This is a genomic window from Dysgonomonas termitidis (assembly GCF_054657735.1).
Map to the genome: position 1 here is coordinate 22,559 of NZ_BAAHYD010000002.1, position 23,733 is coordinate 46,291.

The window sequence follows — 23,733 nt, forward strand, 5'->3', positions numbered from 1 at the left end:
AAAATGTTTCAAAGCAATCCGAGCATTGTACGTGTTTGGTATTAGTGTAAGGCGGAAAATTACACAGGTATACTATTAAAGCGAAAGAGCCCGGGCCCGGGCTCTTTCGTTTTTTTGCAGATCAAAAGAAGTCATCTACAATATATAATATAGTTGGAGGCTTAGGACATGACCATAAGATCCGGATATTGATAATCCTGTCTTTTTTGTACCATTCCATGAGGGTAATTTTTGTTTTGGTAACCGGAACACACCCTTGTGTGTAAGCTTTGGTAATGTTTCAAAATTGGAATTTAACCTATACTCAGATACCCCGGAAACTGGATAAAGAAAATAAGCCCGTTACAGACTGGCAGGCAGTTACATTCCAAAGCGATTATGATCCGTATAAGAATCCGGGGATGGTGTAAGAATAAGAGGGGATATTAGTACCTCTCGTGATACGAAATAAACATCATCTTATACTCTAAATGTGTTTCATTGAATATTCTAAACCTATTTTACTTTAAAATTACCAGATAACTGAAATAGCTTATTCAAATCATTTTTAATACTTTTGGGATCTTTGGGCTTGAAATAGTTCTTATATATTGTAGCCGCGCTATTCCCACACATAACCGCTATGTCCGGCGCTTCATACCCTAACCGCATCATTTTGGTTATGAATGTTCCCCTGGCTGAATACCAAACAATTTTATCAGTATATCCGTACTCTGAAGCAATCTTTCTCATTGTTTTATTTAGCTCATAAGATATACTCCCTACTTTGCTGGCTTTTTGTATATGTGTTTTTTCTTTGCTCCCAACCAGAGATACAAAGACCTAGTCTATGGAACTTGCAAATGCAATTTGTAACTGAGCCTGGAGAATTTTAATTTATGTTTGGTAAATCAGCAAAAGATATCAAATGTAAAGATACTGTAGAGTTCTTTTTTTTGCCTTAAATCAGTTTTGAGGGCTATAAATGGGAAATGTATCAATACCTGCATGCTGTTTGAGTAAATAGACAACCTAAGGATATAGAAAAACCGTCCTGAAAACAGACTTTCAAGAGGAAGCATATGCCATTGAATTCTTATTTTGAGTTTGTAGGGGATACAATTTATAACTCCTATAAGACAACTCTTTGTCTTAAGTCTTTTTTGCTATGGATAAATGATGTAATATTTCATTTTCAATCATATCTTTGCGAAGTACTTTATACAAAGGAAGCGTTATTTATTTGTTGTTTAGCGATTACAAAATTAATGCTTCCTTTTTTATTCTAATTGAAAAAACGTTAAGACGGCTTTTATTAGATGTTTACGGGTTATAGTAGGATAAATGCTAATTGATTTACGATGACTGGTATATATCCGTTATTTAAGACGATTTAGAAACTGAACAAACACAGATTAATTAAAAATGTGCCTGAATGAATTCGAATAAAAGTAAAGAGGAGATATTTAAAAAAATATTTTTTGAATATCATACTCCGCTTTGTAACTATGCATTTCAGTATACTTTTGAAAAGGCTGCTGCTCAGGACATTGTGCAGGATGTGCTTTGTGAATTATGGCTTCAAATGGACAAAATAGACTTTTCTTATTCTGTGGATAATTTGTTATATAAATATACCCGGAATAAGGCTATAAACTATTTGTCGAAGGCAGCGAATAACAGAAAAGATAAAATTGAAGAATTATCATTGAGTGATTATGTAAGGAACCTGGTTATTGACGATCAGGTAGAAGTTTTACATCTGAAAGACTTGATGGAATCACTGGAAAAAGGCATCAACAATCTGCCTCCTCAATGTAAATCAATTTTCATTCTTAGCCGTAAAGACGGGCTTAAAAATAAAGACATTGCACAAGTACTTGGAATAAGTATTAAAGCCGTTGAAAAGCAAATAACGAAAGCTTTATTTCTTCTAAAGGATCATCTGATAGAAAACGGATTTTCTGTAGCCCTCATCATTACGCTTCTTTCCATTCTTTTTTAGAAATTGAATCAACCTGATAAATAAAACATTCACTTTATCTCAATTTTAACATAATACGAGGTAGGGTATTTTCCTCCTGATTTGTGTAAACTATAATATCAATTGCAATATGGATTTAAAAAACAAGGAAATAGAAGAAATCATTGTACGTTATCTCGATGGATCTATAGACTCATTGGAAGAAAAAACTCTTCGCGCCTGGATAAAAGATTCGGAAGGAAATAAGAAACAGTTTCTTCAAAAATATAAACTCTGGAATTTAAGCAAACTTCCCTATTGCGACTATAATGATGAAAATGCGTATGGTACAGTCATCCATAAAATATATGCCAATAAGATTCGAAAAAGAAATATTTCCAAAAAAGTTATGTATGTGACAAGTAGCGTTGCTGCCATACTGATACTCTTCTTTTGCATATATACCCTTATTCCAAAAAACAGAAATGAAGCGGAAGACATACAATCGTATGTAGACAATTCTCAAAAACCTGATATGAAAGGGAAAGAAGCCTTATTGATCTTATCAGACGATAAAAAAGTATCTTTAAATAAAGACGATTCTTCGATCGAATATGCATCTAACAGCATTGCCATTAACAAGGATGATTCAATATCGAAAGAAGGATCTTCAGCCTTCAATCAGTTAGTGATCCCTTACGGAAAAAGATCATCTATCACGTTTTCTGACGGAACGAGAGCCTATGTAAATGCAGGAACACGATTAGTATATCCTGTCGAATTTAAGCAAGATATACGTGAGATCTATGTAGATGGCGAAATATACATTGATGTTACACCCGATAAAACCCGGCCTTTTGTAGTGAAAACAAAAGATATGGATGTAGCAGTGCTTGGCACATCTTTTAATGTAAATGCATATGAAAATAATAAAAGGAAATATGTCGTATTGAAAACCGGTGCTGTTAAAATAAATAAAAAACAGGGTAAAGAATCTATACTGAGTCCCAATCAAATATGCGAATTCGATGGTTCAGAAGATTTATTAATCAAAAACGTAAATGCCAATGATTATATTTTATGGATTCATGGTATGTATAAATACAACGGCGAGAAACTAAAAAACATCCTATATGATCTGACAAAATATTATGGAATAGAAATTATGTGTGACCAATCAATCGCGAATATGACCTATTCAGGAAAATTAGATCTGGAAAATGAACTGCCTGTCATTTTAAAAAATATTACGAAAATGTTATCCCTTACATACATAAAGGAGAATGATAAATACATTATAAAATCTTACAAATAATACTATTTCTAACCAAAACCTTGAAGAGCCTATGAAAAATTAACCGGAAAAAGAGACTGGATAGTATTTGCCGTACTATCCAGTTGTGACTTAACAATTTAAATTATTCCAACGTATTTAAAAAATTAAATCTTACAAATGTATGATAAAAAAACATGCAACCAATATTCTTTTTGCAAATATTGGGATAGGAATCAATACTAAAAAAACACTCAAAATCATGAAACTAAGTTTCTTCTTGTTTTTCATTAGTATTAATACTTGTTTTGCTGCTTATAGTTATTCGCAAACGACAAACCTTTCTCTGGATATAAAAAACAAAACAGTAAAAGACGTATTCTCCGAAATAGAGAAGAAAAGCGAGTTCGTTTTTTTCTATCAGGATGGTACCATTGACTTAAACCGGAAAGTGTCTATTAAAGCAGACAAAATGACTGTTGATAAAATATTAAACGAAATATTCAAGTCAACAAATAATACCTATGAAATAGCGAACCGGCAGATTTATATCCATAAATCAGATAATCCTTCTCCTCTTAAAGAGAATTATATCAAAGCCGAAAAAAAAATAACAGGGGCTGTTTACGATGAGGACGCAACGCCTCTTATTGGTGTTACTGTCGCAATAAAAGGTACAACCGTAGGAGTCCTGACAGATACTAATGGGGGATATTCCATCAATGTGCCAGATAATAAGGCTGTATTACAATTCACATATATAGGATTCGAAACACAGGAAATAGTAGTCGGTGATCGTAGCAACATTACTGTTATTATGAAAGGAGTAACCCAAAACCTGGAAGATATAGTTATAGTCGGATACGGAACTCAGAAGAAAGAGAGCTTAGTCAGTGCTATTTCAACAATTAACGTAAAAGAACTTAAAGCACCGACAAGTAACTTAACAACAGTTTTAGCTGGTCGTATTGCCGGTATTATTTCTTATCAGCGAAGTGGTGAGCCGGGACAAGATAATGCTGAATTTTTTATTCGTGGGATAGGAACATTTGGAGCAGGGAAAAGGGACCCATTAATACTCATTGATGGTATAGAATCATCAAATACAGATTTGGCTCGTTTACAACCTGACGATATATCGGATTTCTCGGTTTTGAAAGATGCAACAGCCGCAGCCGTATACGGAGCGAGAGGCGCCAATGGCGTAATATTGGTAAATACTAAACAAGGAGCGGAAGGAAAAACTAATTTTTCTTTTCGCGTAGAGAACTCTATTTCGACCAATACTCAAAATTTTAAGATGGTTGATAATATAACCTATATGGAATTAGCCAATGAAGCTGCATTAACACGGAATCCATTGTCACCTATTACATATTCTCAAGCAAAAATAGATTACACCAAAGCAGGTATAAATCCTTTACTATATCCAAGTAACGACTGGATTGATTTATTAATAAAGCCTTACACAATGAACCAACGTTACAATATGAGCATATCCGGAGGAGGACGCGCGGCAAGATATTATGTATCAGGAACATTTAATGTAGATAATGGGGTGTTGAAGAATGACAATATGAATAATTTTCAAAACAATGTCAAATTGAAAAACTATTCTATCCGCTCAAATACAATACTTAACCTGACAAAAAGTACAGAAGCAACAGTTCGGGTATATGGTCAGTTTGATGACTATGGCGGCCCTATCGGTGGCGGGCAAGGTATATTCAATTCTGCTCTTAAAGCTAATCCGGTCGCCTTTCCTGTAGTTTATCCTTCATCAATGTCTCCTTATACCAAACACATCATGTTTGGTAGCGATTTAGTAGCAGGTTCTAATAATACACTATATGCCAATCCATATGCCAGTATGGTTTCAGGTTTTCAAAGATACAGTACTTCTACATTCAATGCACAAGTTGAATTGAAACAAAATTTCGATTTCATATTGAAGGGATTATCCCTTAGAGGGATGGGATATATCCAGAGATATGCACGGTTCGCTTCCCATAGAAATTATAATCCTTTCTTTTACAGGGCGAAGGAAGTAAACGGGGAAATAAATCTGGTGACATTAAATGATGGAGGTGCTTCATCTGTCGGAACTGTCGGGACAGAGTATCTGAATTATACAACAGGAGATAGAGATCAGGAGAATAAATATTATGGGGAAGTTGCTGTCAATTATAATCAGGTCTTCGATAATAAACATACTGTTGGAGGTATGGTAATAGGAACCTTACAACATGCAATTATAAATTACAATACTGAAACTTTAGAATCTTCCTTACCAAGACGTAATTTAGGATTGGCAGGACGCTTTTCGTATATGTATGACGCCCGGTATCTGTTGGAGTTCAATTTTGGATATAACGGTTCGGAACGATTTGCCAAAAGCAATCGCTGGGGATTCTTCCCTTCGATAGGTGGAGGATGGATTCTTTCCAATGAATCTTTTTTTGAACCCTTAAGAAAAAAAATATCCAATTTGAAAATACGTGCTTCATACGGTTTGGTTGGTAACGATCAGATAGGTAATTCAAACGACCGTTTCTTTTATATGTCAAATGTCAATCTAAGTGATAATGCTTATGGAAGTTCTTTTGGGCAGAATTTTACTTATCACAGGCCAGGTATTTCGATATCCCGTTATGAAAACGAAAAAATAGGTTGGGAAAAGTCCAAACAAACGAATTTAGGATTAGACCTTACGGCCTTTGATTTGACCCTGACTGTGGACGGCTATATACAAAAAAGGGAAGGTATACTGATGGGTAGAACATACATACCTGGGACACTCGGATTACAATTGGGTGTACCAATGACCGCAAATATAGGAAAAGCGCAATCGTCAGGTGTTGATATAGCTCTAAATTACAATAAATCATTTAATAATTCAATGTGGACTGAACTTCGCGCAAATTTTACCTATGCCACAAATGAAGTAAAAGTTTATGATGAGCCCGATTTCGTAGCGAATGAGTATTACAGGTCGCATGTAGGCTATGCATGGAATACTGAATGGGGATATATAGCCGAGCGGTTATTTACCGATGATCAGGAGGTGGCGAATTCTCCTGCTCAGATTTTTGGGAGTGGTAGAGAATCGGAATATGGAGCCGGAGATATTAAATACCGGGATGTAAACAGTGATGGCGTAATAAATGAAGCTGATAAGGTTCCTATCGGATACCCTACTGTACCAGAAATTACATATGGCTTCGGCGGTAGTTTTGGCTATAAGAATTTCGATATCAGTGCCTTTTTCCAAGGGTCGGCACGCTCTTCATTTTTCATAGACCCTACGGCAATATCTCCTTTTGTACAAGATGGAGGCCATCAAAATGGTTTGTTGAAAGTAATAGTAGAAAACCATTGGTCGGAGGATAACCGGAATTTGTATGCATTTTGGCCTCGTCTAAGTGACATCCAAAACAATAATAATAATCAAAGGTCTACATGGTGGATGAGAAACGGTGCATTCCTTCGTCTGAAGAATGTTGAAGTTGGCTATAATGTACCTCAAAAGATGTTACGTAAGATAGGCCTTTCAAATTGTAGAATTTATGGAAATGCGACTAACCTATTTGTCTTAAGCAAGTTCAAAGCCTGGGATCCCGAAATGGGGGGTAACGGACTTGGATATCCGGTACAAAGAGTTTATAACATAGGAATTAGTTTTGGAATATAATAAATTAAATAGTATTATGGAAAAAATAAAGCTAGTACGGATAAGGAAAAATCTGGCTGAGAAATTGCTTATATTAATGATAATTCTTTCCTCCTTTTCTTGCAACGATTTTTTGGATATTATTCCTGATAATGTAGCAACGATGGACCATGCATTTTCAAATACAATAGAAACTGAGAAATACTTATTTACCTGTTACAACTACATACCGGATACGGGAGATATAGCTGGTAACATCGGATTACTTGCCGGAGATGAGATATGGATTCCCGAAATCTACAGGGATTTTGCGGCTGACAATTGGTCAATTATTGCACGGGGGCGCCAAAACAAGAACTCTCCAACCAATAATTATTGGAGTGGTTTCAATCAAGCCAAACCTTTATTTGTAGGAATACGACATTGTAATATATTCCTGGAAAATGTGGAGAATATGGATAAAATACATGACTTACCCTTGGATAAACGCAGAAGATGGATCGCAGAAGTGAAATTTTTAAAAGCTTATTACCATTTTTATTTGCTTCGTATGTATGGTCCTATTCCAATTGCTGATAAGAATCTACCAATGACTGCATCGAAAGAACAGGTGAAGGTCAAACGGCGTCCTGTTGACGAATGTGTAAATTATATAGCCGGTTTATTAGATGAATCATATGCAGACCTGCCGAGAGTAATACTAAACACGAATGATGAACTGGGTCGTATTACTAAATCTGTTAATCGGGCAATTAAAGCACGTCTTCTATTATTAAGTGCAAGTCCTTTATTTAATGGAAATACAGATTATGCTGATTTCAAAAATAAAGATGGTGAACTATTATTTAATACAACCTACGATCCGAATAAATGGAAGATGGCGGCAGATGCAGCAAAAGAAGCAATTGATGAAGCAGAACTGGCAGAACATAAATTGTATTACTATACTGAACCCAAATTTCAAATGACTGATACCACTATGATTCAGATGAGCATACGTGGAGCTGTAACAGAGCGGTGGAATGATGAAGTTATATGGGGACTAACGAATGGATTAAGAACTCAAGTATTACAAAAAGCTTGTATGCCTCTGTTGAATGAAAATATGGGAGTTAATACGGCTTATGCATCACTTGCTCCTCCGTTGAAGATTGTTAAAGAATTTTATTCCTTTCATGGAGTGCCAATTGAGGAGGACAAGCTTCTTAATTTTAAAGACATGAAAGCACTCAGGATCGCAACACCACAGGAACGGGTGAATTTTGAAGTCAGGTATGAAACTGCCCGCATTAATTATGACAGGGAAAACCGTTTTTATGCATGTATAGGTTTTGATGGAGGTAAATGGCTGACTGCCGATCTACCACAGAGAGTTGATTATGAAGCATATACTGTAAAAGCTAAAGCCGGGCAGATAAGCGCAGGAGCTGCTATAGCACTTTACTCAGTGTCAGGTTATTACACAAAAAAACTTGTAAACTGGGAATCCACATTCACTGCCAATTCTTCTATAAAAGAATATGCATGGCCGGAGATCCGATTAGCCGATGTGTATCTTATGTATGCCGAAGCTTTAAATGAAGCCGAAGGTCCTGTTGAAGATGTTCACAAATATTTAGATCTTATTCGTAAACGCGCTGGATTGGAATCTATAAAAGACTCATGGACCAAATATTCAAACAATCCTGCTAAACCGACTACAAAGGAAGGAATGAGAGAAATTATACACCGGGAACGTAACATTGAAATGTCGTTTGAAGGCATACGGTTTTGGGATATGAAAAGATGGAAAAAAGCGGTGATAAAACTAAACGAACCCATAACAGGATGGGATATAAACCAAAAAGATGCTGCTGCTTATTATCAGGAAAAAACGATATTCCAGCAAAAATTTATAGCTCCCAGGGATTATTTGTGGCCTTTAGCAATAGATGAATTAACTGTTAATTCCAATTTAGTACAAAACCCGGGATGGTAACAATAAAATTCTATACAATATGAAAAAAAAGAAATTATATATACTAATCTTATTTGTCATCTCTGTTCTGGTTACAGGATGTAGTGAGGAACAGAACGAACCATTAGAAAATAGTAAAGTCCCTCCTGGAAATATTACAAATATCCAAATAGAAAACCAACATGGGAAAGTTAAACTAACTTATACCTTACCTAAAGATCAGGATCTGTTATATGTAAAAGCTGTTTATACATTAGAATCGGGTGTCGTACGTGAGATAAAAAGTTCTTATTACCAAAATACAATGATTCTTGATGGATTTATTCAAACCTCGGAACATGAAATAAAAGTGTCGGCGGTCAACAGGAGTGAGGTTGAGTCCGAACCTGTTATTGTTAAAGTAAATCCTCTTGAAAATCCGATGTGGGAAATGCTTCGAAGTATGAAAGTTGAAGGAGATTTTTCCGGAATAAAGATTACTGTCGATAACCCTTATAAAGAGGCTGTATCAATAGAGTTAATAAAAAAAGACTCATTAGGTAACTGGAATCCTTTTCTTCCTTATATATATTCGTCATCCCCTCAAATAAGGTACATTACCCGTGGCTTAGATCCGGTTCCTCAAGAGTTTGGCCTGACTATCAGGGATAGATTCCGTAATTATACGGATACTTTATATACTATTGTAACACCTTTATACGAAGAGCATTTAGCCAAAAATTTGTTTAGAGAAATGAAACTTCCAGGTGATGCTGACATTCAAACAGTTACTGATGGTATGCGTTCAATGTGGGATGGGAATAGTGATTACAAGAATTGGAATCGTATGCTAACAGTAACAGCTAACACTAACATACAATGGATAACCTTTGATACAGGTCAACTAGCCAAATTGAGCCGTATCAAAATACAAAATTATGGAGAAGAAGTTGGCGGTGGCTATCAATTCTTTTACCGGGGACAGCTTCGCCATTTCGAAATATGGGGTTCTGCTAATCCTAATCCGGACGGCAGTTGGGATAGTTGGACTAAACTAGGAACATTTGAGTGTAAAAAACCGTCTGGACTACCTTATGGGCAGAATTCAGCCTCGGATTTTGAAGCAGGAGTAGCCGGATTTGAATATGAGATTAGTTCCGATGCACCTAAAGTCAGGTATCTCAGGATAAAGAGCCTTGAAAACTGGACGGGTACAACGTGGTTCGAAATATTGGAAGTAGATGTATTTGGCGATACAAGGCCTTAACAAAACAGATTACCCATTAATATTTAAAAGATATTTGAAATGAAAAAATATATAAATATAAGTTTTGTACTCACCTTTATCTTATCAATAATCTTTATGTTCTCTTGCTCAGAAATGGATGAATATAAAGAATTTGCTAAAGGAGGCGAGATTTCCTATACCGGAAAAATCGATTCTGTTACAGTTTTTTCAGGTGATGGCCGGGTATGTATTCAAGGTTTGATCATATCAGATCCTAAAGTCACCAATTGTAGAATATTCTGGAATGGAAATAAAGATTCTTTAAATATTCCTGTGGTTCGCACGGAGAATGTAGATACGATTAAAGAATATATATCATTACCGGAAAACCTATATAATTTTATTATCTACACTTATGACGCTTTAGGAAATAAATCGATTCCGGTGTACATTACCGGCCGATCTTATGGTGATGCATATAAAGCATCTATTTCCAATAGATTAGTTGCGTCTGCTTCAGTAGATGAGAATAGTGATGCTAAAATAGTATGGCGGGATATTGATAAAACGCTAGGTGCTTTTACAACAGATATATTTTACACGACCAATGATGGGGAACAAAAAACATATCAAGTTGATGTCGATGAAAAAGAAACTATCCTTTCAAACTATAAACAGGGAACCAATTTTAGTTATCAGACATTATACAGGCCTGATACACTGTGTGTCGACACATTTAGGACTATATCAGAAGTATATAAAATGCCTTATAAAATTGAAAAAAATAACTGGATAGCTATAGCCGATTCTTACGAACCTAACGGGCAAATGCCTATTGGAGGATCTCCTTCATTTGCAATTGATGATGATTATGATACATTCTGGCATACAGAACATGTTGATGCACAGCCCGATTTTCCGCATTGGTTTGCGGTTGATATGAAACAGCCTGTCAATATTGCATTTATTGAATTAACACGGCGTCCGGATAATACTTCTTTCTTTAAGTTTACACTGCAGGGCAGTATGGATGGACAGAATTGGACAGATATTTATGAATATGATTTTATAGAGGCTAACGGGCCTCAAAGATATTTTTTGTCAGGAGAACATATATATTCAAATCTCAGAATATATGCTTCTCAAGGAAGAGAAAGATGGGGGCATTTAATTGAGTTTTCCGTATATGGAAATTCTGATAATGAATAAGCAGGTTTTAGGCATAAGGTAAATGTGATCTGTTTTAATTTGGAGATCATCTTGCCTTTTGGATAAGGCAAGATGATATTCCTTTCATTTATCAATTTATAATATAGGCTAACAATCTATGAAAAATATATCAATCATACTATTATTATTTGCTATCTCTACTTTTACTTTTTGTAAGGATAATGAAGACGCGATTGATCTCTCGGAAAATTTAAGTGATAATTCCAAGATAGAACCAATACATTCATTAGAAGCGGAGACATCAAAAAATCCCAATCAGATATATCTAAGATGGCATAATCCGGATGATAAGTTTCTATCGACCGTAGAAATTTCATACCAGATTAAAGGCACCGATCAAATTTCCGATACTATTTGTATCAAAGCCATACCAAGATCAATAACACTCTATACATTAAATCTGCCTCAATATGCAACATATATTATTAATATTGTTGCTGTTAACCAGAGAGAGATAAGGTCTACAGCTACTGCAATAGAAGTCACCCCAATAAAACCAGAGGAAATTCCGGAAATAGAGGTTGCCGATTTCTTATCGATAGCCGATACATTAATGACATCAATGCTGGATAATTTTCTTGGTGGTCCCAGAGATGTCTGGCGGAGTTTTCCTAACCCTACAGGACCATATTGGGATGGTGATGCCTTGGCATGGGGGCAGGGTGCCGGATTTTCTGCTTTTGCCGCCATAAGAGAAGCGTCATCTAATAATGAGCTCTATAAAGAGAAATACAGTATACTGGATACAAGAATGCTTAATTCTATCAATAAATTTAAAGTTGTAGATTCCCGGAACGGAATGGCTGGATATTCTGTATATCCGGCAGATTGGAACGACAGGTTCTTTGATGATAATGTATGGATTGGGCTGGATATGATAGATTTATACTTTTTAACACAGAATCAGGCTTATTATGATAATGCCAAAGTCGTTTGGAATCTTATCATGACCGGAACCGATACGGACGGAGGGGTATTCTGGCAAGAGTTGCCTGTGAAAAGCACAACGAAACATGCTTGCTCTACAGCTCCAAGTTCAGTCTTGGCATCTAAAATGTATATGGCAACCCATGAAACACAATATCTGGATTATGCTGAAAAGATGTATCGGTTTTGTATAGATAAACTCCAAGATAAAAATGATTTTCTTATACAGGATCACTACAGGACAGACGGAACAGTTCAGGACTGGAAATTTACTTACAATTCAGGTCAAACCATTATGGCTGGAGTTTTACTATATAACCTTACAAAAGAAGAACATTATTTATCAGAAGCCCAACAAATAGCCGAGGCTATGTACAAAAACTGGTTTACAACATTCCACTCTTTAGTATTCAATAAAGATATAGGTTATATAAACAGTGATCACACATGGTTCAATGCAATTGCTTTGCGTGGTCTTATTGAATTATATAAAGTTGATGGTGATAGAAAATATATAACAGCTTATGAAGAGATGCTGTCGCATGCATGGATGTCTCCTTGCCGCAACAAGACATACAATATCCTGAACTACGATAGTTTTAAAGGTGAAGTTACGCAAACCGCTTGGGATATATTGCATGTCGGGGCAACAGTAGAAATGTTCGCACGTTTAGCTTCGTTAAAGTCAAGTGAAGGAGTATTTAATTAATAGGAAATCGAATCATTCTTTTTCTGTAAAAAATGGAATAACCAATCTAAAATCATCTATAATTAAATGAAAAAGATTTTATTATTCGCAATGATGCTTTTAAGCGTATCAGTATTTGCTCAATGGCAATCGGCAGGCGACAAAATCAAAACTCAATGGGCCGAGACATTAGATACTAAGAACTTATTGCCCGAATCCCCCCGCCCAATTATGAAGCGTTCAGCATGGACAAACCTGAATGGCTTGTGGAAATATTCGATTGTACCGGCAAATCAACAAGAACCTAAATCTTTCGATGGACAAATCCTTGTCCCTTTTGCTGTTGAATCAAGTGTGTCGGGGGTAATGAAACCATTAGAAAAAAACAATGAATTATGGTACAAGCGTACATTTGCAGTACCTTCAAAGTGGAAGGATAAAAATATACTGTTGCATTTCGGTGCGGTAAACTGGAAGACAGAAGTCTTCATTAACGATATTAAAGTTGGCAGTCATACCGGTGGATACACCCCATTCTCTTTTGTAGAAAGCGAAGTCAATGGATTGATTACTTACGGCCGCAAGGTCATTAAAGTGGAGGAAGGCAGATTGAAAAAGATCAATCAGGAAATTTGTAATTCTCTAAAAAAATAATACGGACATGAAAAGAGTTCTGAATATACTAATCTGTTTTTTAGCCTGCATATATTGTTCTGCACAAAAAATACAGTTGGAAAAAGACTTTATCACCCCTCCCGAAAGTGTTCAAACAGCCATCTATTGGTACTGGATTTCCGACAATATTTCCAAAGAAGGTGTTATTAAAGACCTTCAAGCGATGAAAAAAGCCGGTATCAACCGCGCCTTTATCGGCAATATAGGTCTGTCTGATGTGCCATATGGGCCTCATAAAATTTTCAGTGACGAATGGTGGGATATTATGCATACCGCACTAAAGACGGCTGGGGATTCAGATATCGAAATCGGCATTTTTAATTCACCTGGATGGAGTCAATCCGGTGGTCCTTGGGTTAAAGCCGAACAGTCGATGCGTTATTTGGCTTCATCGGAAATACGTGTTACCGGCCCTCAAAAGTTGTCTCAAACTCTTGATAAACCCTCTTCGGACTTCGAAGACGTGCGTGTATTGGCTTGGCCGGTAGCTAAAACCTACAGACGGAATTTGCTGGATGAGGCTTCTCAACTGCTGATTTCAACAGGAAGTAGCACTGCCGAACTAAAACCTAATGCTCCTATTCAACTTTCGTCCGGGAAAGAGACTGTCGTTGATGTGATTCTTTCGGAACCGGCAAATGCAAAAAGCATAGTTATTCATCCAACTCCTGGTCTGTTGCAAAGAGATACACCCGGAGGATCGTTTTATGAATGTTGTGTTCAAACCAAAAGTAGCAATGAGTATCGTACAATCAGCACATTTATTGTCGATCGGACGAATGGTGCACCAAATGTAGGATTTTCCCCTTTTGCCCCGATTGCAGAAAGTTTTGAAAAGGTGAAATCACGTGAATTCCGTTTGATATTCCGCAATATCCGGCGGGATTGTTCCATCGAAAAGCTTTTACTGACCGATTCTCCTGTTGTGGAGCGTTATGCCGAAAAGACGTTGGGTAAGATGTTTCAGTCTGAACAAGCTTTATGGGATGTTTACATGTGGCGTAATCAACCGGAAGAAAACAAAGATGCTCTTTGCATCGCCCCCAATCAGGTGCAGGATATATCCAAATATTTTTCTAAGGATGGTCGCCTTAATTGGGATGTGCCCAAAGGGGAATGGATAATCCAACGCACAGGTATGGCCAATACCGGAACAGTAAATGCTCCTGCTACCCCTGAAGGGCAAGGCAGGGAAGTAGATAAACTCAGCAAAAAGCATACGGTCGCACATTTTGATGCTTTTATCGGCGAAATTATGAGACGCATACCCAAATCTGATCGTAAAACGTTCCGAGTGGTAGTTGTCGATAGCTATGAGTGCGCCGGACAAAACTTTACCGATGATTTTTTACTTCGATTCAAAAAACGGTATGGCTACGATGCTCTTCCCTGGCTACCCGCTTACCAAGGTCATGCTATCGGGAATCCAGAGCTTTCTAATCGCTTTTTGTGGGATGTCCGCCGTCTTGTTGCCGATGGCATTTCTTATGAATATGCCAGAGGGTTGCGCGAAATATCCAATCGCCACGGATTGATTACCTGGCAGGAGAATTACGGTCATTGGGGTTTTGCTGGTGAATTCCTTCAATATGGTGGTCAATGTGACGAAATTGGTGGTGAATTTTGGTGCGAAGAAAATTACGGTGACATCGAAATTAAAGCTGCCGCTTCTTGCGCCAATATTTATGGGAAAAAGAAAGCTTCTGCAGAGTCCTTCACCAGTAATAGTTTTGGCAACAACAACTTTTACAGGCATCCTGCTTACCTTAAAAGGCGGGGTGATTGGTCGTTTGTTGAAGGCGTCAACGACGTAGTGCTACACGTCTATATTCAGCAGCCAAAAAACGAAGGAGCGGGAATACATGCCTGGTTCGGAACTGAATTTAACCGCCTCAACACATGGTTTTCCCACGTGGATCTGTTTGTTGATTACATCAAACGTTGCAATCTTATGCTTCAGCAAGGGTTGAATGTTGCTGATGTGGCCTATTTTATAGGTGAAGATGCGCCCAAAATGACTGGTATCCGAGATCCTGAATTGCCACGAGGCTATTCATACGATTACATCAATGCCGAAGTGATAGAAAAATCAATGACTGTGAAAGACGGAAAACTGACTTTGCCACATGGCACTTCATACCGGGTACTGGTCTTACCTAAGCAGGAAACGATGCGTCCTGAACTATTAAAGAAGATTGAATCACTGGTTATGGAAGGTGCCGTCGTCGTCGGTCCACCACCGTCACGATCACCAAGTATGCAAAATTATCCTCAAGCCGATCTCCAAGTGCAGAAACTTGCTAAAAAAGTATGGGGCAACATGGACGGAAAAAGCAGCGAACCGCAGTCTTATGGCAAAGGGTTGGTATTTCATGGTGCCAATCTGGAACAAGTTTTTGCCCGCATTAACGTCGTACCAGACTGCATTCTGCCAGACTACCGGCAAGTGCTTTTTGCACATCGGGCAAGCGATAATATGGATATTTATTTCCTTTGCAACCAGACAGACCAAACAATCCAAGTTTCTCCGGAATTTCGTATAGCGGGAAAACAACCGGAGCTTTGGGATGCTGTTACCGGAAAGAAACGTGATCTTCCCTCTTTTATACAAAAAGACGGAACGACAGAAGTGCCGTTACAGTTCGAGCCGGCTCAAAGTATGTTCATTGTATTTAAACGTCCAGGAACATCGGCTGTTTGCGATCTGTCCATCAATTTCCCGAAACAGGAAACGTTTCTTACCATCAATTCTCCATGGACCGTCCATTTCGAATCTGATGCAATCAAACGAGGGCCGAAAGCGCCAGTCACATTTGCTAAACTCGAAGATTGGACACAAAATGCGAATGATTCGATCCGTTATTTCTCAGGAACAGCTGTTTACCAAACCTCGTTTGAATTAAATACAACGGAAACATTGCCTCAACTTACGTTGGATTTAGGCAAAGTAGGTGTGATGGCTAAAGTGAAACTCAATGGTACATATGTAGGAGGTGTATGGACAATGCCTTACACATTGGATGTGGCAAAATTTGTAAAACCCGGAAAAAATACGCTCGAGGTGGAAGTGGTAAATACCTGGCAGAACAGAATGATTGGCGACGATCCGTTGCCACCAGATAAACGTCCCGTTACACCACATTCCGGTTTACCTATACATACGAAACTTACGTCATCGGGTCTCTTCGGGCCAGTTCGTCTGCTAATACCATCTGCAACAACAATTGAATAATAAAGAGAGTGATATATCTTATTAATAGTTATTCAGAGTATTGAAAAGTAAATTATTAACATAAAATAATCAATGAAGAAGATTTTGAATACAGTAATATTTGTTCTGTTATGTTCGTATTGCTGGGCCCAAGGTACGCAACTTGAAAAAGAATTTAAAACTCCTCCTAAAATTCAAACGGGTGTTTATTGGTATTGGATGTGTGGAAATATATCCAAGGAGGGCGTTATAGCGGATCTTAAAGCAATGAAAAAAGTTGGCATTAATCGTGCTTTCATCGGCAATAATTATTTTGATCCTTATAAAGGAGGGCGTACAGTAAGGTTAATGAGCGATGAATGGTGGGATATTACTCATACTGCGTTGAAGACAGCCTCAGAACTAGATATTGAGATTGGGATCTTCAATTCCCCTGGCTGGACTCAGGCCGGGGGGCCCTGGGTGAAACCCAGCCAGGCAATGCGTTATCTTACATCGTCCGAGATGAGAATAAAGGGCCCTGCAACCATTTCAACCCAGTTGGAAAAACCTATTGCTGAGTTTCAAGATGTAAAAGTAATTGCATATCCCGCTCCAAAAAATGATCTTCTAACTTTAAATAAGTCCAATTCCAGAATAAAAATATCTCCAGACCTTGTAAACTCAGACAGATTGTTCGATGGTGATAATTTTACTGGGGCGGGTATGCCTCAAAATGTAGATGTTACTGTAGATATCATTGCCAATAAAGAATTTACTGCACGAAGTATAACTGTTTATCCGGGGCATTCAAATATTAATGTTTCTTTCGATGTACAGGCAAAAGTGGGTAATGAATTTAAAACAATTTCAAATTTTGTTATTGACTGGCATAATTTAGGACTCATCGTAGGTTTTCAACCTTTTGCTCCTGTTGTCATGTCAATCGATGAAACTACAGCTAAAGAATTCAGGATTGTGATGAACAACAAACATCACGAAGGAGGCATTGGAGAAATAGAGCTTTCGGCCTCTCCACGTATTGAAAATTATGCAGCAAAAACCTTTGCTAAAATGTTTCAAGGACCACTTCCTCCATTTGATTACTATATGTGGAGAGAACAACCTGAACCGAAAAATTCAGAATTGAATATTGATCCGAAAAAAATTCTGGATATTTCTGAATATATGTCTCCGGATGGAAGGATCGCATGGGATGCCCCTGAAGGAGAGTGGGTAATATTGCGAATTGGTATGACTCCGACAGGAGTTACAAATAATCCGGCAGGGCCTGATGGTACAGGTCTTGAAATTGACAAAATGAACAAAAAACATATTGCAACTCATTTTGATGCTTTTATAGGAAAAATACTAGATCGTATTCCAGCTGAAGATCGCAAAACCTTTAAGTTAGTTGTTCAGGACAGCTATGAGTCTGGAGGAGAAAATTTCACAGACGATTTTTTAGATTCTTTCAAAGAGTGCTATGGTTATGATGCCTTACCATTTCTGCCGACATATTTCGGAAAGGTGGTCGGCAGCCAAAAGGAGTCAGATCGATTTTTATGGGATATGCGGCGTTTGGTGGCTGATAAAATTGCATACGATTACGTAGGCGGTTTTAGGGAGTTATGCCATAAACATGGATTGCGCACATGGCTTGAAAACTATGGACATTGGGGTTTTCCTGCTGAATTCTTACAATATGGAGGTCAATCGGATGAGGTTGGTGGTGAGTATTGGTTGCCTAGCGCATTCCCGTCTTGGGAAAACGATTTAGGTAATATTGAAAACCGGGCGGCATCCTCTTGTGCTCATATATACGGCAAAAATCTTGTGACTGCAGAATCGAATACCAGTGGTGGACCTGCGTTCTCGCGCGTACCAGCAGATGCAAAACAGCGTACGGATAAATACTTCTCAGAAGGTATAAACAATACATTATTCCATGTATGGGTTCATCAACCCGATCTGGATAGGTATCCGGGAACAAATGCATGGTTCGGTACCGAATTCAATCGTAATAATACATGGTTTTCGCATATCGATTTGTTTATAGATTACACCAAACGTTGCAATTATATGTTACGTCAGGGGCTTAACATCGCCGATGTAGCATACTTTATCGGTGAAGATACTCCTAAAATGACAGGAATACAAGATCCTTTACTTCCCTCCGGTTATCAGTTCGATTATATCAATGCCGAAGTTTTGGTTCGTGATGCGAAAGTAAAAAACGGATTTATAACATTGCCACATGGAACAACCTATCGTGTGTTGGTTTTACCTAAAGTAAGCACAATGCGCCCTGAAGTACTGACTAAAATCAAACAGCTGATAGCTGATGGAGCAGTAGTGTTGGGTGCTCCTCCAACACATTCGCCGAGCTTACAGGATCAACCTCAGGCTGACGGGTCAATCAGAGAAATGGCCTCTGAACTATGGGGAAGAGTTGACGGCATTAATATAACTTCTGCAAGAGTGGGTAAAGGTATGTTATTTAACGGCATCAACCTTGAAGAAGTGTTTTCAAAAATAGGATATATAGAAGATTGCAAGATACCAGCAAATGCTCCGATTCTTTTTGGGCATCGCAAGCTGGACAATATAGATATCTATTTTATATCCAACCAGAGCGAAACGACTCTGAAAACAGAACTCAAATTCCGAGTAAAAAAAGATATGCAGCCCGAACTGTTTGATCCAGTTACCGGAACAATACGTAAACTTACCGAATTCTCTTCCGATAAAGAAACGACTACCGTACCGATCTCTTTGTATGGATATGAGAGTGCGTTTATCGTGTTCCGGAGAAAGGGCACACCTGTTGTGGGGACGAAAAATTTCCCCGAACCGGTAAAAGTTGCTAATCTTGATGCAGCATGGGAAGTCGCCTTCAATGGTAAACTATCGAATCCAGCACCGATTCGTTTAAACGGACTTCTAGATTTGGCACAATCGGCAAACGATAGTATAAAATACTTCTCTGGAAATATGATCTATACTACTTCGTTCGATTTTGATACGAATACAGCAAAAGGGAAAGAGATATACCTTGATCTTGGAGAAGTCAATAAGATGGCTAAAGTATGGGTGAACGGCCAATATGTTGGTGGTACATGGACAATGCCTTACAGGGTGGATATATCTTCTGCTTTGAAACAAGGGGAAAATATCCTTCGCATAGATGTTGTCAATACATGGGTTAACAGGATGATAGGTGATAAAGCCTTACCAAAAGAAAAAAGGGAAACTTGGGCGGGAATAAATGATTACCAACCTGATTCACCGCTACAGAAATCTGGATTGATGGGACCTGTCACATTAGAATATGTGCCTAATTATTAAATAGCAATGAAGAAATTGATTGTTTTTTTAATTCTTATATCTTACCTAGGGGTATTTTCGAATATTTATATTAACGCCCAGGAACGCCCTTCCGGCTATCCTCAACGTTCCGGGATTATAGATATTAGGAGTAATTTCGCAAATCCGCCGAAAGGATACGGAGAAGTTCCTTTCTTTTGGTGGATGGGCGACACCCTTACCCGAGAGCATCTCTCATGGCATTTGGATAAGCTGGATAACAAGCATATTACAAGTCTTCAGGTAAATTATGCCCATGATGACAAAGGAGGAATCACTTATGGGAAAACCCTTCCTTCTCAACCAAGCCTCTTTACAGAAGAATGGTGGAATCTTTTTGGCTGGTTTGAAAACGAGGCTGGCAAACGTGGTATGACCGTGAGTTTAAGCGATTATACGCTTGGAGTAGGGCAAGGATCATATGTGGATGAGATGCTAAAAGAAGACTCTTCTTTAAATGGTTATGAACTCTGTTTTCGTAGTGACACTCTGGTGTCAGAATTCTTTTATCGTACATTTGTTGAGATGCCCTTATTGCTTAATGCCTATGAGCTAGATAAAGACTATAATATAACCGGACACCCTGTTGATTTAATACCTCAAATAACGAATGGAAAAATAGAATGGAAGAGCAAATGGCCCAATACGCTTATTACAGAAGTCTTTGCAGACCATCGCGTTCCTTCATTAGATCCAATGAATCCCAATTCGGGTAAAAGTTATGTGGAGCATTTTTTCCAATGCTTTGAAGATCGCCTTACGAAATCATCAGAATCAGGACTAAACTTTTTTTTCTCAGACGAATTACAATTTCATCTTTCAGGATGGCTATGGAATAACATTTTTAGTGAAGAATTCCATAAACGAAAAGGGTATGATATCAATCTTTATTTAGATGGTTTATTTATGGATATTGGCGATAAAACGCCGGGTGTCAGACTTGATTATAATGATGTTATGGTATCATTAAGTGAAGAAAACTTTTTTATTCTGGTATATAAGTGGCATGAAGATCGAGGTTTATTATACGGTTGCGATCATGGAGGACGTGGTCTTGATGTCGTAGAATTCGGTGACTATTTCCGAACTCAAAGATGGAATCAGGCGCCAGGCTGTGATCAGCCAGGTTTGGGTATTGACATTATAAAGAACAAGGTCGCATCGTCTATAGCACACTTGTATGAAAGAGAACGTGTCTGGTTAGAGGGCTTTCATAGTAGTGGATGGTCAACCAATACAGAACAGCTAACCAAAGCAGTATTTGCTAATTACGCTTCCGGACAAAATCTGTTGAGCCTTCATGGTTTTTACTATAGCACAATGGGAGGCTGGTGGGAATGGGCTCCTCCATGCAATCATTTCCATGAGCCATACTGGGAGGAGATAAAGCCATTTTTAGAATGTACAGAACGATTGAGTTATATCCTTTCGCAAGGCTACCATTGTGCAGACGTTGCTGTGTTATATCCGGTCGAACCGGTTATTGCAGGCTACGGAGATGGCTGTGTGAAAAAATCTTTTGCAGTCGGGGAACTCTTATATAAAAATGGTATGGATTTCGATTTTATGGATTATGAGTCTCTTGCCCGCTCTAAAGTTGATAGTAAAAACTTAAATATCGCAGGAGAAAGTTTCAAAGTGTTGATTATACCTTCTATGAAAGCTATCCGGAGTAGTTCTCTGGAAAAGATACTCGAATTCAAGCGAAACGGAGGCGTTATAATAAATATCGGAGACAAGCCTCAGGTAACAGAGAGGGGGCGTAATCATCCTAAAGATAAAAAATTATTGGAACAGATATTCGAAGGTGGTAAAAATACCATTCATTGTATAAATGAGACAGAGTCTCTTCTTTCTATAATTGATCAGAAATTTCAACGTGATTTCCGTGTGATTTCCGGTACAGGAGAGAATGAAACTCCATATGTTATGCATCGGACTATTGATGGAAAAGACTTATATGCCGTATATAATATCAAAAAAGGAACAGAATGCTTTTTTCGAGCAAAAGGAGCTGCACATCTTTGGAATCCCTGGACGGGTAAGATAACTCCTTTATCAGTGGAAAAAATTACACGAGAAGGCATTGTATTACGGTTGCCACTGGAAAATAGCGATATACAGATTATAACTTTCGATCCCAGTATAAAACCCACTATTGAAAAATATGCCCCTAATGAATATGCGACAAAATATATACCATTAAATGGAGACTGGCAATTCGAGATTGTCCCACTATTGGATAATGATTATGGAGATTTCAGTCTTCCCGCATACAATGATAAAGTGGGAGCAATAATATATCGTGCCAGCTATTCTTTTTCAAATAAAGAAACATTAAACACTTTTACTTTTGGAACAAAATTTATGATTTTAAGCGCTGTTCCTGAAATAGATATTGAAATTCTGAAATCGAGTATCAAGGAAAATTTGTCAACAATCGATTCTCATGGACGTAACTATTCATGGCAACCTTACGAATTTTCATGGAGATGGGGTGTTGAAGGTGATTATGGATATCAAGGATGGCATGGACTAAAAGCACGCATGTATGATGATTTTATTCGTTTAGGCAAGAAGGAGTATACTTGGAATGCAAATGAGATAGTGCGTATCCAGGAAGAAAACGGAGAAAAGAATTATTATTTGTTTACACGGGTGAATGCACCTCGCTCTGGATTTTATCTCGCCGAATATGGAAAAATGTTTCCTGCAAATATTTATATTAACGGACAACATGCCGAGTCATCACCTGAGTTGGAACTTAAGCAGGGGATTAATGAAATTTTGCTACATTTCGATAGCTATGGTGTAACCCGGTTTGCTCTACGTGATGGGAAGCCAGATATTATTGAAGAGACTCTTAAAGAATCTCCCTTAAGAATGAAATACCGGGGTGATAAATCTCTATTGCTTTTTGATATTCGCGAAGAAGTGAGTAACCATGGTGAATTTTCATTTACTTCTGCACCCGGACTCAAAGAGTTATTTTTCTCATCTTATGGCAAAGCCTGGGTTAATGCCAATAATATTGCTGCTGAAATGATAGTCACCGGAACACGTGAGGATGGATTGATTCAATATACAGCAAAGCTTGCTGAACCCGCTATTCGTCCGGTAAATATTATAATCAACGTAGATGAGCCTTTGGGGTATGGCGGTGGAAGCGTAATAGACTCACCTATTAAACAGATCTGTACGGAAGGAATTATACCTATTGGCGATTGGTCAACAATTGAGGGTTTAAAAGCTTATTCAGGTGGTGCATGGTATCGTTATAATATGGAATTAGAAGATTTGCCTCAAAGGAAAGCTACACTGAACCTTGGTCAAGTTATATCGACAGCAAGAGTGAGGATTAATAAAAAAGAGGCTGGTTTAAGACTTTCCGCCCCTTGGAAGTTTGACGTAAGCGATTATCTTCAGACAGGAAATAATCTTATTGAAGTGCTTGTATGTAATACGGCAGCTAACTATTACTTATCTGTTCCAACCCGTTACCGGGGAACTATTGAGTCTGGTATTATAGGGCCTGTATATATTGAAATAGAATAAACATTTCTATCGAACAATAAAAGCAATTATCATTTTATAAAAGCAGTAGTTCA

General features: G+C 37.8%; 12 protein-coding genes and 1 pseudogene. 12 read left to right on the forward strand and 1 reads right to left on the reverse strand.

The genetic code is table 11. The features are described 5' to 3' along the window. The first annotated feature begins 275 nt into the window (after positions 1–275). Positions 276–410 (forward strand): hypothetical protein, encoded by a 135-nt coding sequence (locus ACYQ3L_RS04550; protein WP_379993494.1) that lies wholly within the window; start codon positions 276–278, stop codon positions 408–410. Positions 411–495: 85 nt separating this feature from the next. Here the strand turns inward: ACYQ3L_RS04550 and ACYQ3L_RS04555 are convergent, their stop codons facing one another. Then, on the reverse strand, positions 496–732 hold the full coding sequence (locus ACYQ3L_RS04555) for a hypothetical protein (protein WP_379993493.1): 237 nt from the start codon (positions 730–732) through the stop codon (positions 496–498). Positions 733–1,414: 682 nt separating this feature from the next. On the opposite strand from ACYQ3L_RS04555, the gene ACYQ3L_RS04560 reads away from it, so the two are divergent. From ACYQ3L_RS04560 to ACYQ3L_RS04610, 11 genes and pseudogenes are all read left to right on the forward strand, one after another. Further along, complete coding sequence (locus tag ACYQ3L_RS04560) at positions 1,415–1,984, forward strand: RNA polymerase sigma-70 factor (protein ID WP_379993492.1); 570 nt, start codon at positions 1,415–1,417, stop codon at positions 1,982–1,984. 109 nt (positions 1,985–2,093) lie between these two features. Further along, positions 2,094–3,257, forward strand: coding sequence for a FecR family protein (locus ACYQ3L_RS04565; RefSeq protein ID WP_379993491.1), 1,164 nt, complete (start codon positions 2,094–2,096; stop codon positions 3,255–3,257). Between the two features lie 142 nt (positions 3,258–3,399). Beyond that, positions 3,400–6,906, forward strand: coding sequence for a TonB-dependent receptor (locus tag ACYQ3L_RS04570; RefSeq protein WP_379993490.1), 3,507 nt, complete (start codon positions 3,400–3,402; stop codon positions 6,904–6,906). A gap of 16 nt (positions 6,907–6,922) precedes the next feature. Further along, entirely contained in the window at positions 6,923–8,863 is a 1,941-nt protein-coding gene (locus tag ACYQ3L_RS04575; RefSeq protein ID WP_379993489.1) for a RagB/SusD family nutrient uptake outer membrane protein, read from the forward strand. A gap of 19 nt (positions 8,864–8,882) precedes the next feature. Continuing rightward, positions 8,883–10,088: a DUF5000 domain-containing lipoprotein gene (locus ACYQ3L_RS04580; RefSeq protein WP_379993488.1), complete on the forward strand. Its 1,206-nt coding sequence runs from the start codon at positions 8,883–8,885 to the stop codon at positions 10,086–10,088. A 39-nt stretch (positions 10,089–10,127) separates the two neighbouring features. Beyond that, a complete protein-coding gene (locus ACYQ3L_RS04585; RefSeq protein WP_379993487.1) occupies positions 10,128–11,258 on the forward strand; it encodes a DUF4998 domain-containing protein in 1,131 nt (376 codons plus the stop codon). A gap of 118 nt (positions 11,259–11,376) precedes the next feature. Next, entirely contained in the window at positions 11,377–12,915 is a 1,539-nt protein-coding gene (locus ACYQ3L_RS04590; protein WP_379993486.1) for a glycoside hydrolase family 76 protein, read from the forward strand. A 66-nt stretch (positions 12,916–12,981) separates the two neighbouring features. Next, positions 12,982–13,491: pseudogene (locus ACYQ3L_RS04595) on the forward strand (sugar-binding domain-containing protein); the annotation flags it as partial. 64 nt (positions 13,492–13,555) lie between these two features. After that, entirely contained in the window at positions 13,556–16,801 is a 3,246-nt protein-coding gene (locus ACYQ3L_RS04600; protein ID WP_379993485.1) for a glycosyl hydrolase, read from the forward strand. Between the two features lie 72 nt (positions 16,802–16,873). Beyond that, positions 16,874–20,107, forward strand: a complete 3,234-nt coding sequence (locus tag ACYQ3L_RS04605; protein ID WP_459952353.1) for a glycosyl hydrolase — start codon at positions 16,874–16,876, stop codon at positions 20,105–20,107. 6 nt (positions 20,108–20,113) lie between these two features. Next, positions 20,114–23,680: a glycosyl hydrolase gene (locus ACYQ3L_RS04610; protein ID WP_380001144.1), complete on the forward strand. Its 3,567-nt coding sequence runs from the start codon at positions 20,114–20,116 to the stop codon at positions 23,678–23,680. The last annotated feature ends 53 nt before the right edge of the window (positions 23,681–23,733 follow it).

Bases quoted from the DNA above. Each gene is read 5' to 3' on its own strand.
- ACYQ3L_RS04590 (WP_379993486.1), top strand. From the start codon at position 11,377: ATGAAAAATATATCAATCATACTATTATTATTTGCTATCTCTACTTTT.
- ACYQ3L_RS04585 (WP_379993487.1), top strand. From the start codon at position 10,128: ATGAAAAAATATATAAATATAAGTTTTGTACTCACCTTTATCTTATCA.
- ACYQ3L_RS04600 (WP_379993485.1), top strand. From the start codon at position 13,556: ATGAAAAGAGTTCTGAATATACTAATCTGTTTTTTAGCCTGCATATAT.
- ACYQ3L_RS04565 (WP_379993491.1), top strand. From the start codon at position 2,094: ATGGATTTAAAAAACAAGGAAATAGAAGAAATCATTGTACGTTATCTC.
- ACYQ3L_RS04580 (WP_379993488.1), top strand. From the start codon at position 8,883: ATGAAAAAAAAGAAATTATATATACTAATCTTATTTGTCATCTCTGTT.
- ACYQ3L_RS04575 (WP_379993489.1), top strand. From the start codon at position 6,923: ATGGAAAAAATAAAGCTAGTACGGATAAGGAAAAATCTGGCTGAGAAA.
- ACYQ3L_RS04570 (WP_379993490.1), top strand. From the start codon at position 3,400: ATGATAAAAAAACATGCAACCAATATTCTTTTTGCAAATATTGGGATA.
- ACYQ3L_RS04610 (WP_380001144.1), top strand. From the start codon at position 20,114: ATGAAGAAATTGATTGTTTTTTTAATTCTTATATCTTACCTAGGGGTA.
- ACYQ3L_RS04605 (WP_459952353.1), top strand. From the start codon at position 16,874: ATGAAGAAGATTTTGAATACAGTAATATTTGTTCTGTTATGTTCGTAT.
- ACYQ3L_RS04555 (WP_379993493.1), bottom strand. From the start codon at position 732: ATGAGAAAGATTGCTTCAGAGTACGGATATACTGATAAAATTGTTTGG.
- ACYQ3L_RS04550 (WP_379993494.1), top strand. From the start codon at position 276: ATGTTTCAAAATTGGAATTTAACCTATACTCAGATACCCCGGAAACTG.
- ACYQ3L_RS04560 (WP_379993492.1), top strand. From the start codon at position 1,415: ATGAATTCGAATAAAAGTAAAGAGGAGATATTTAAAAAAATATTTTTT.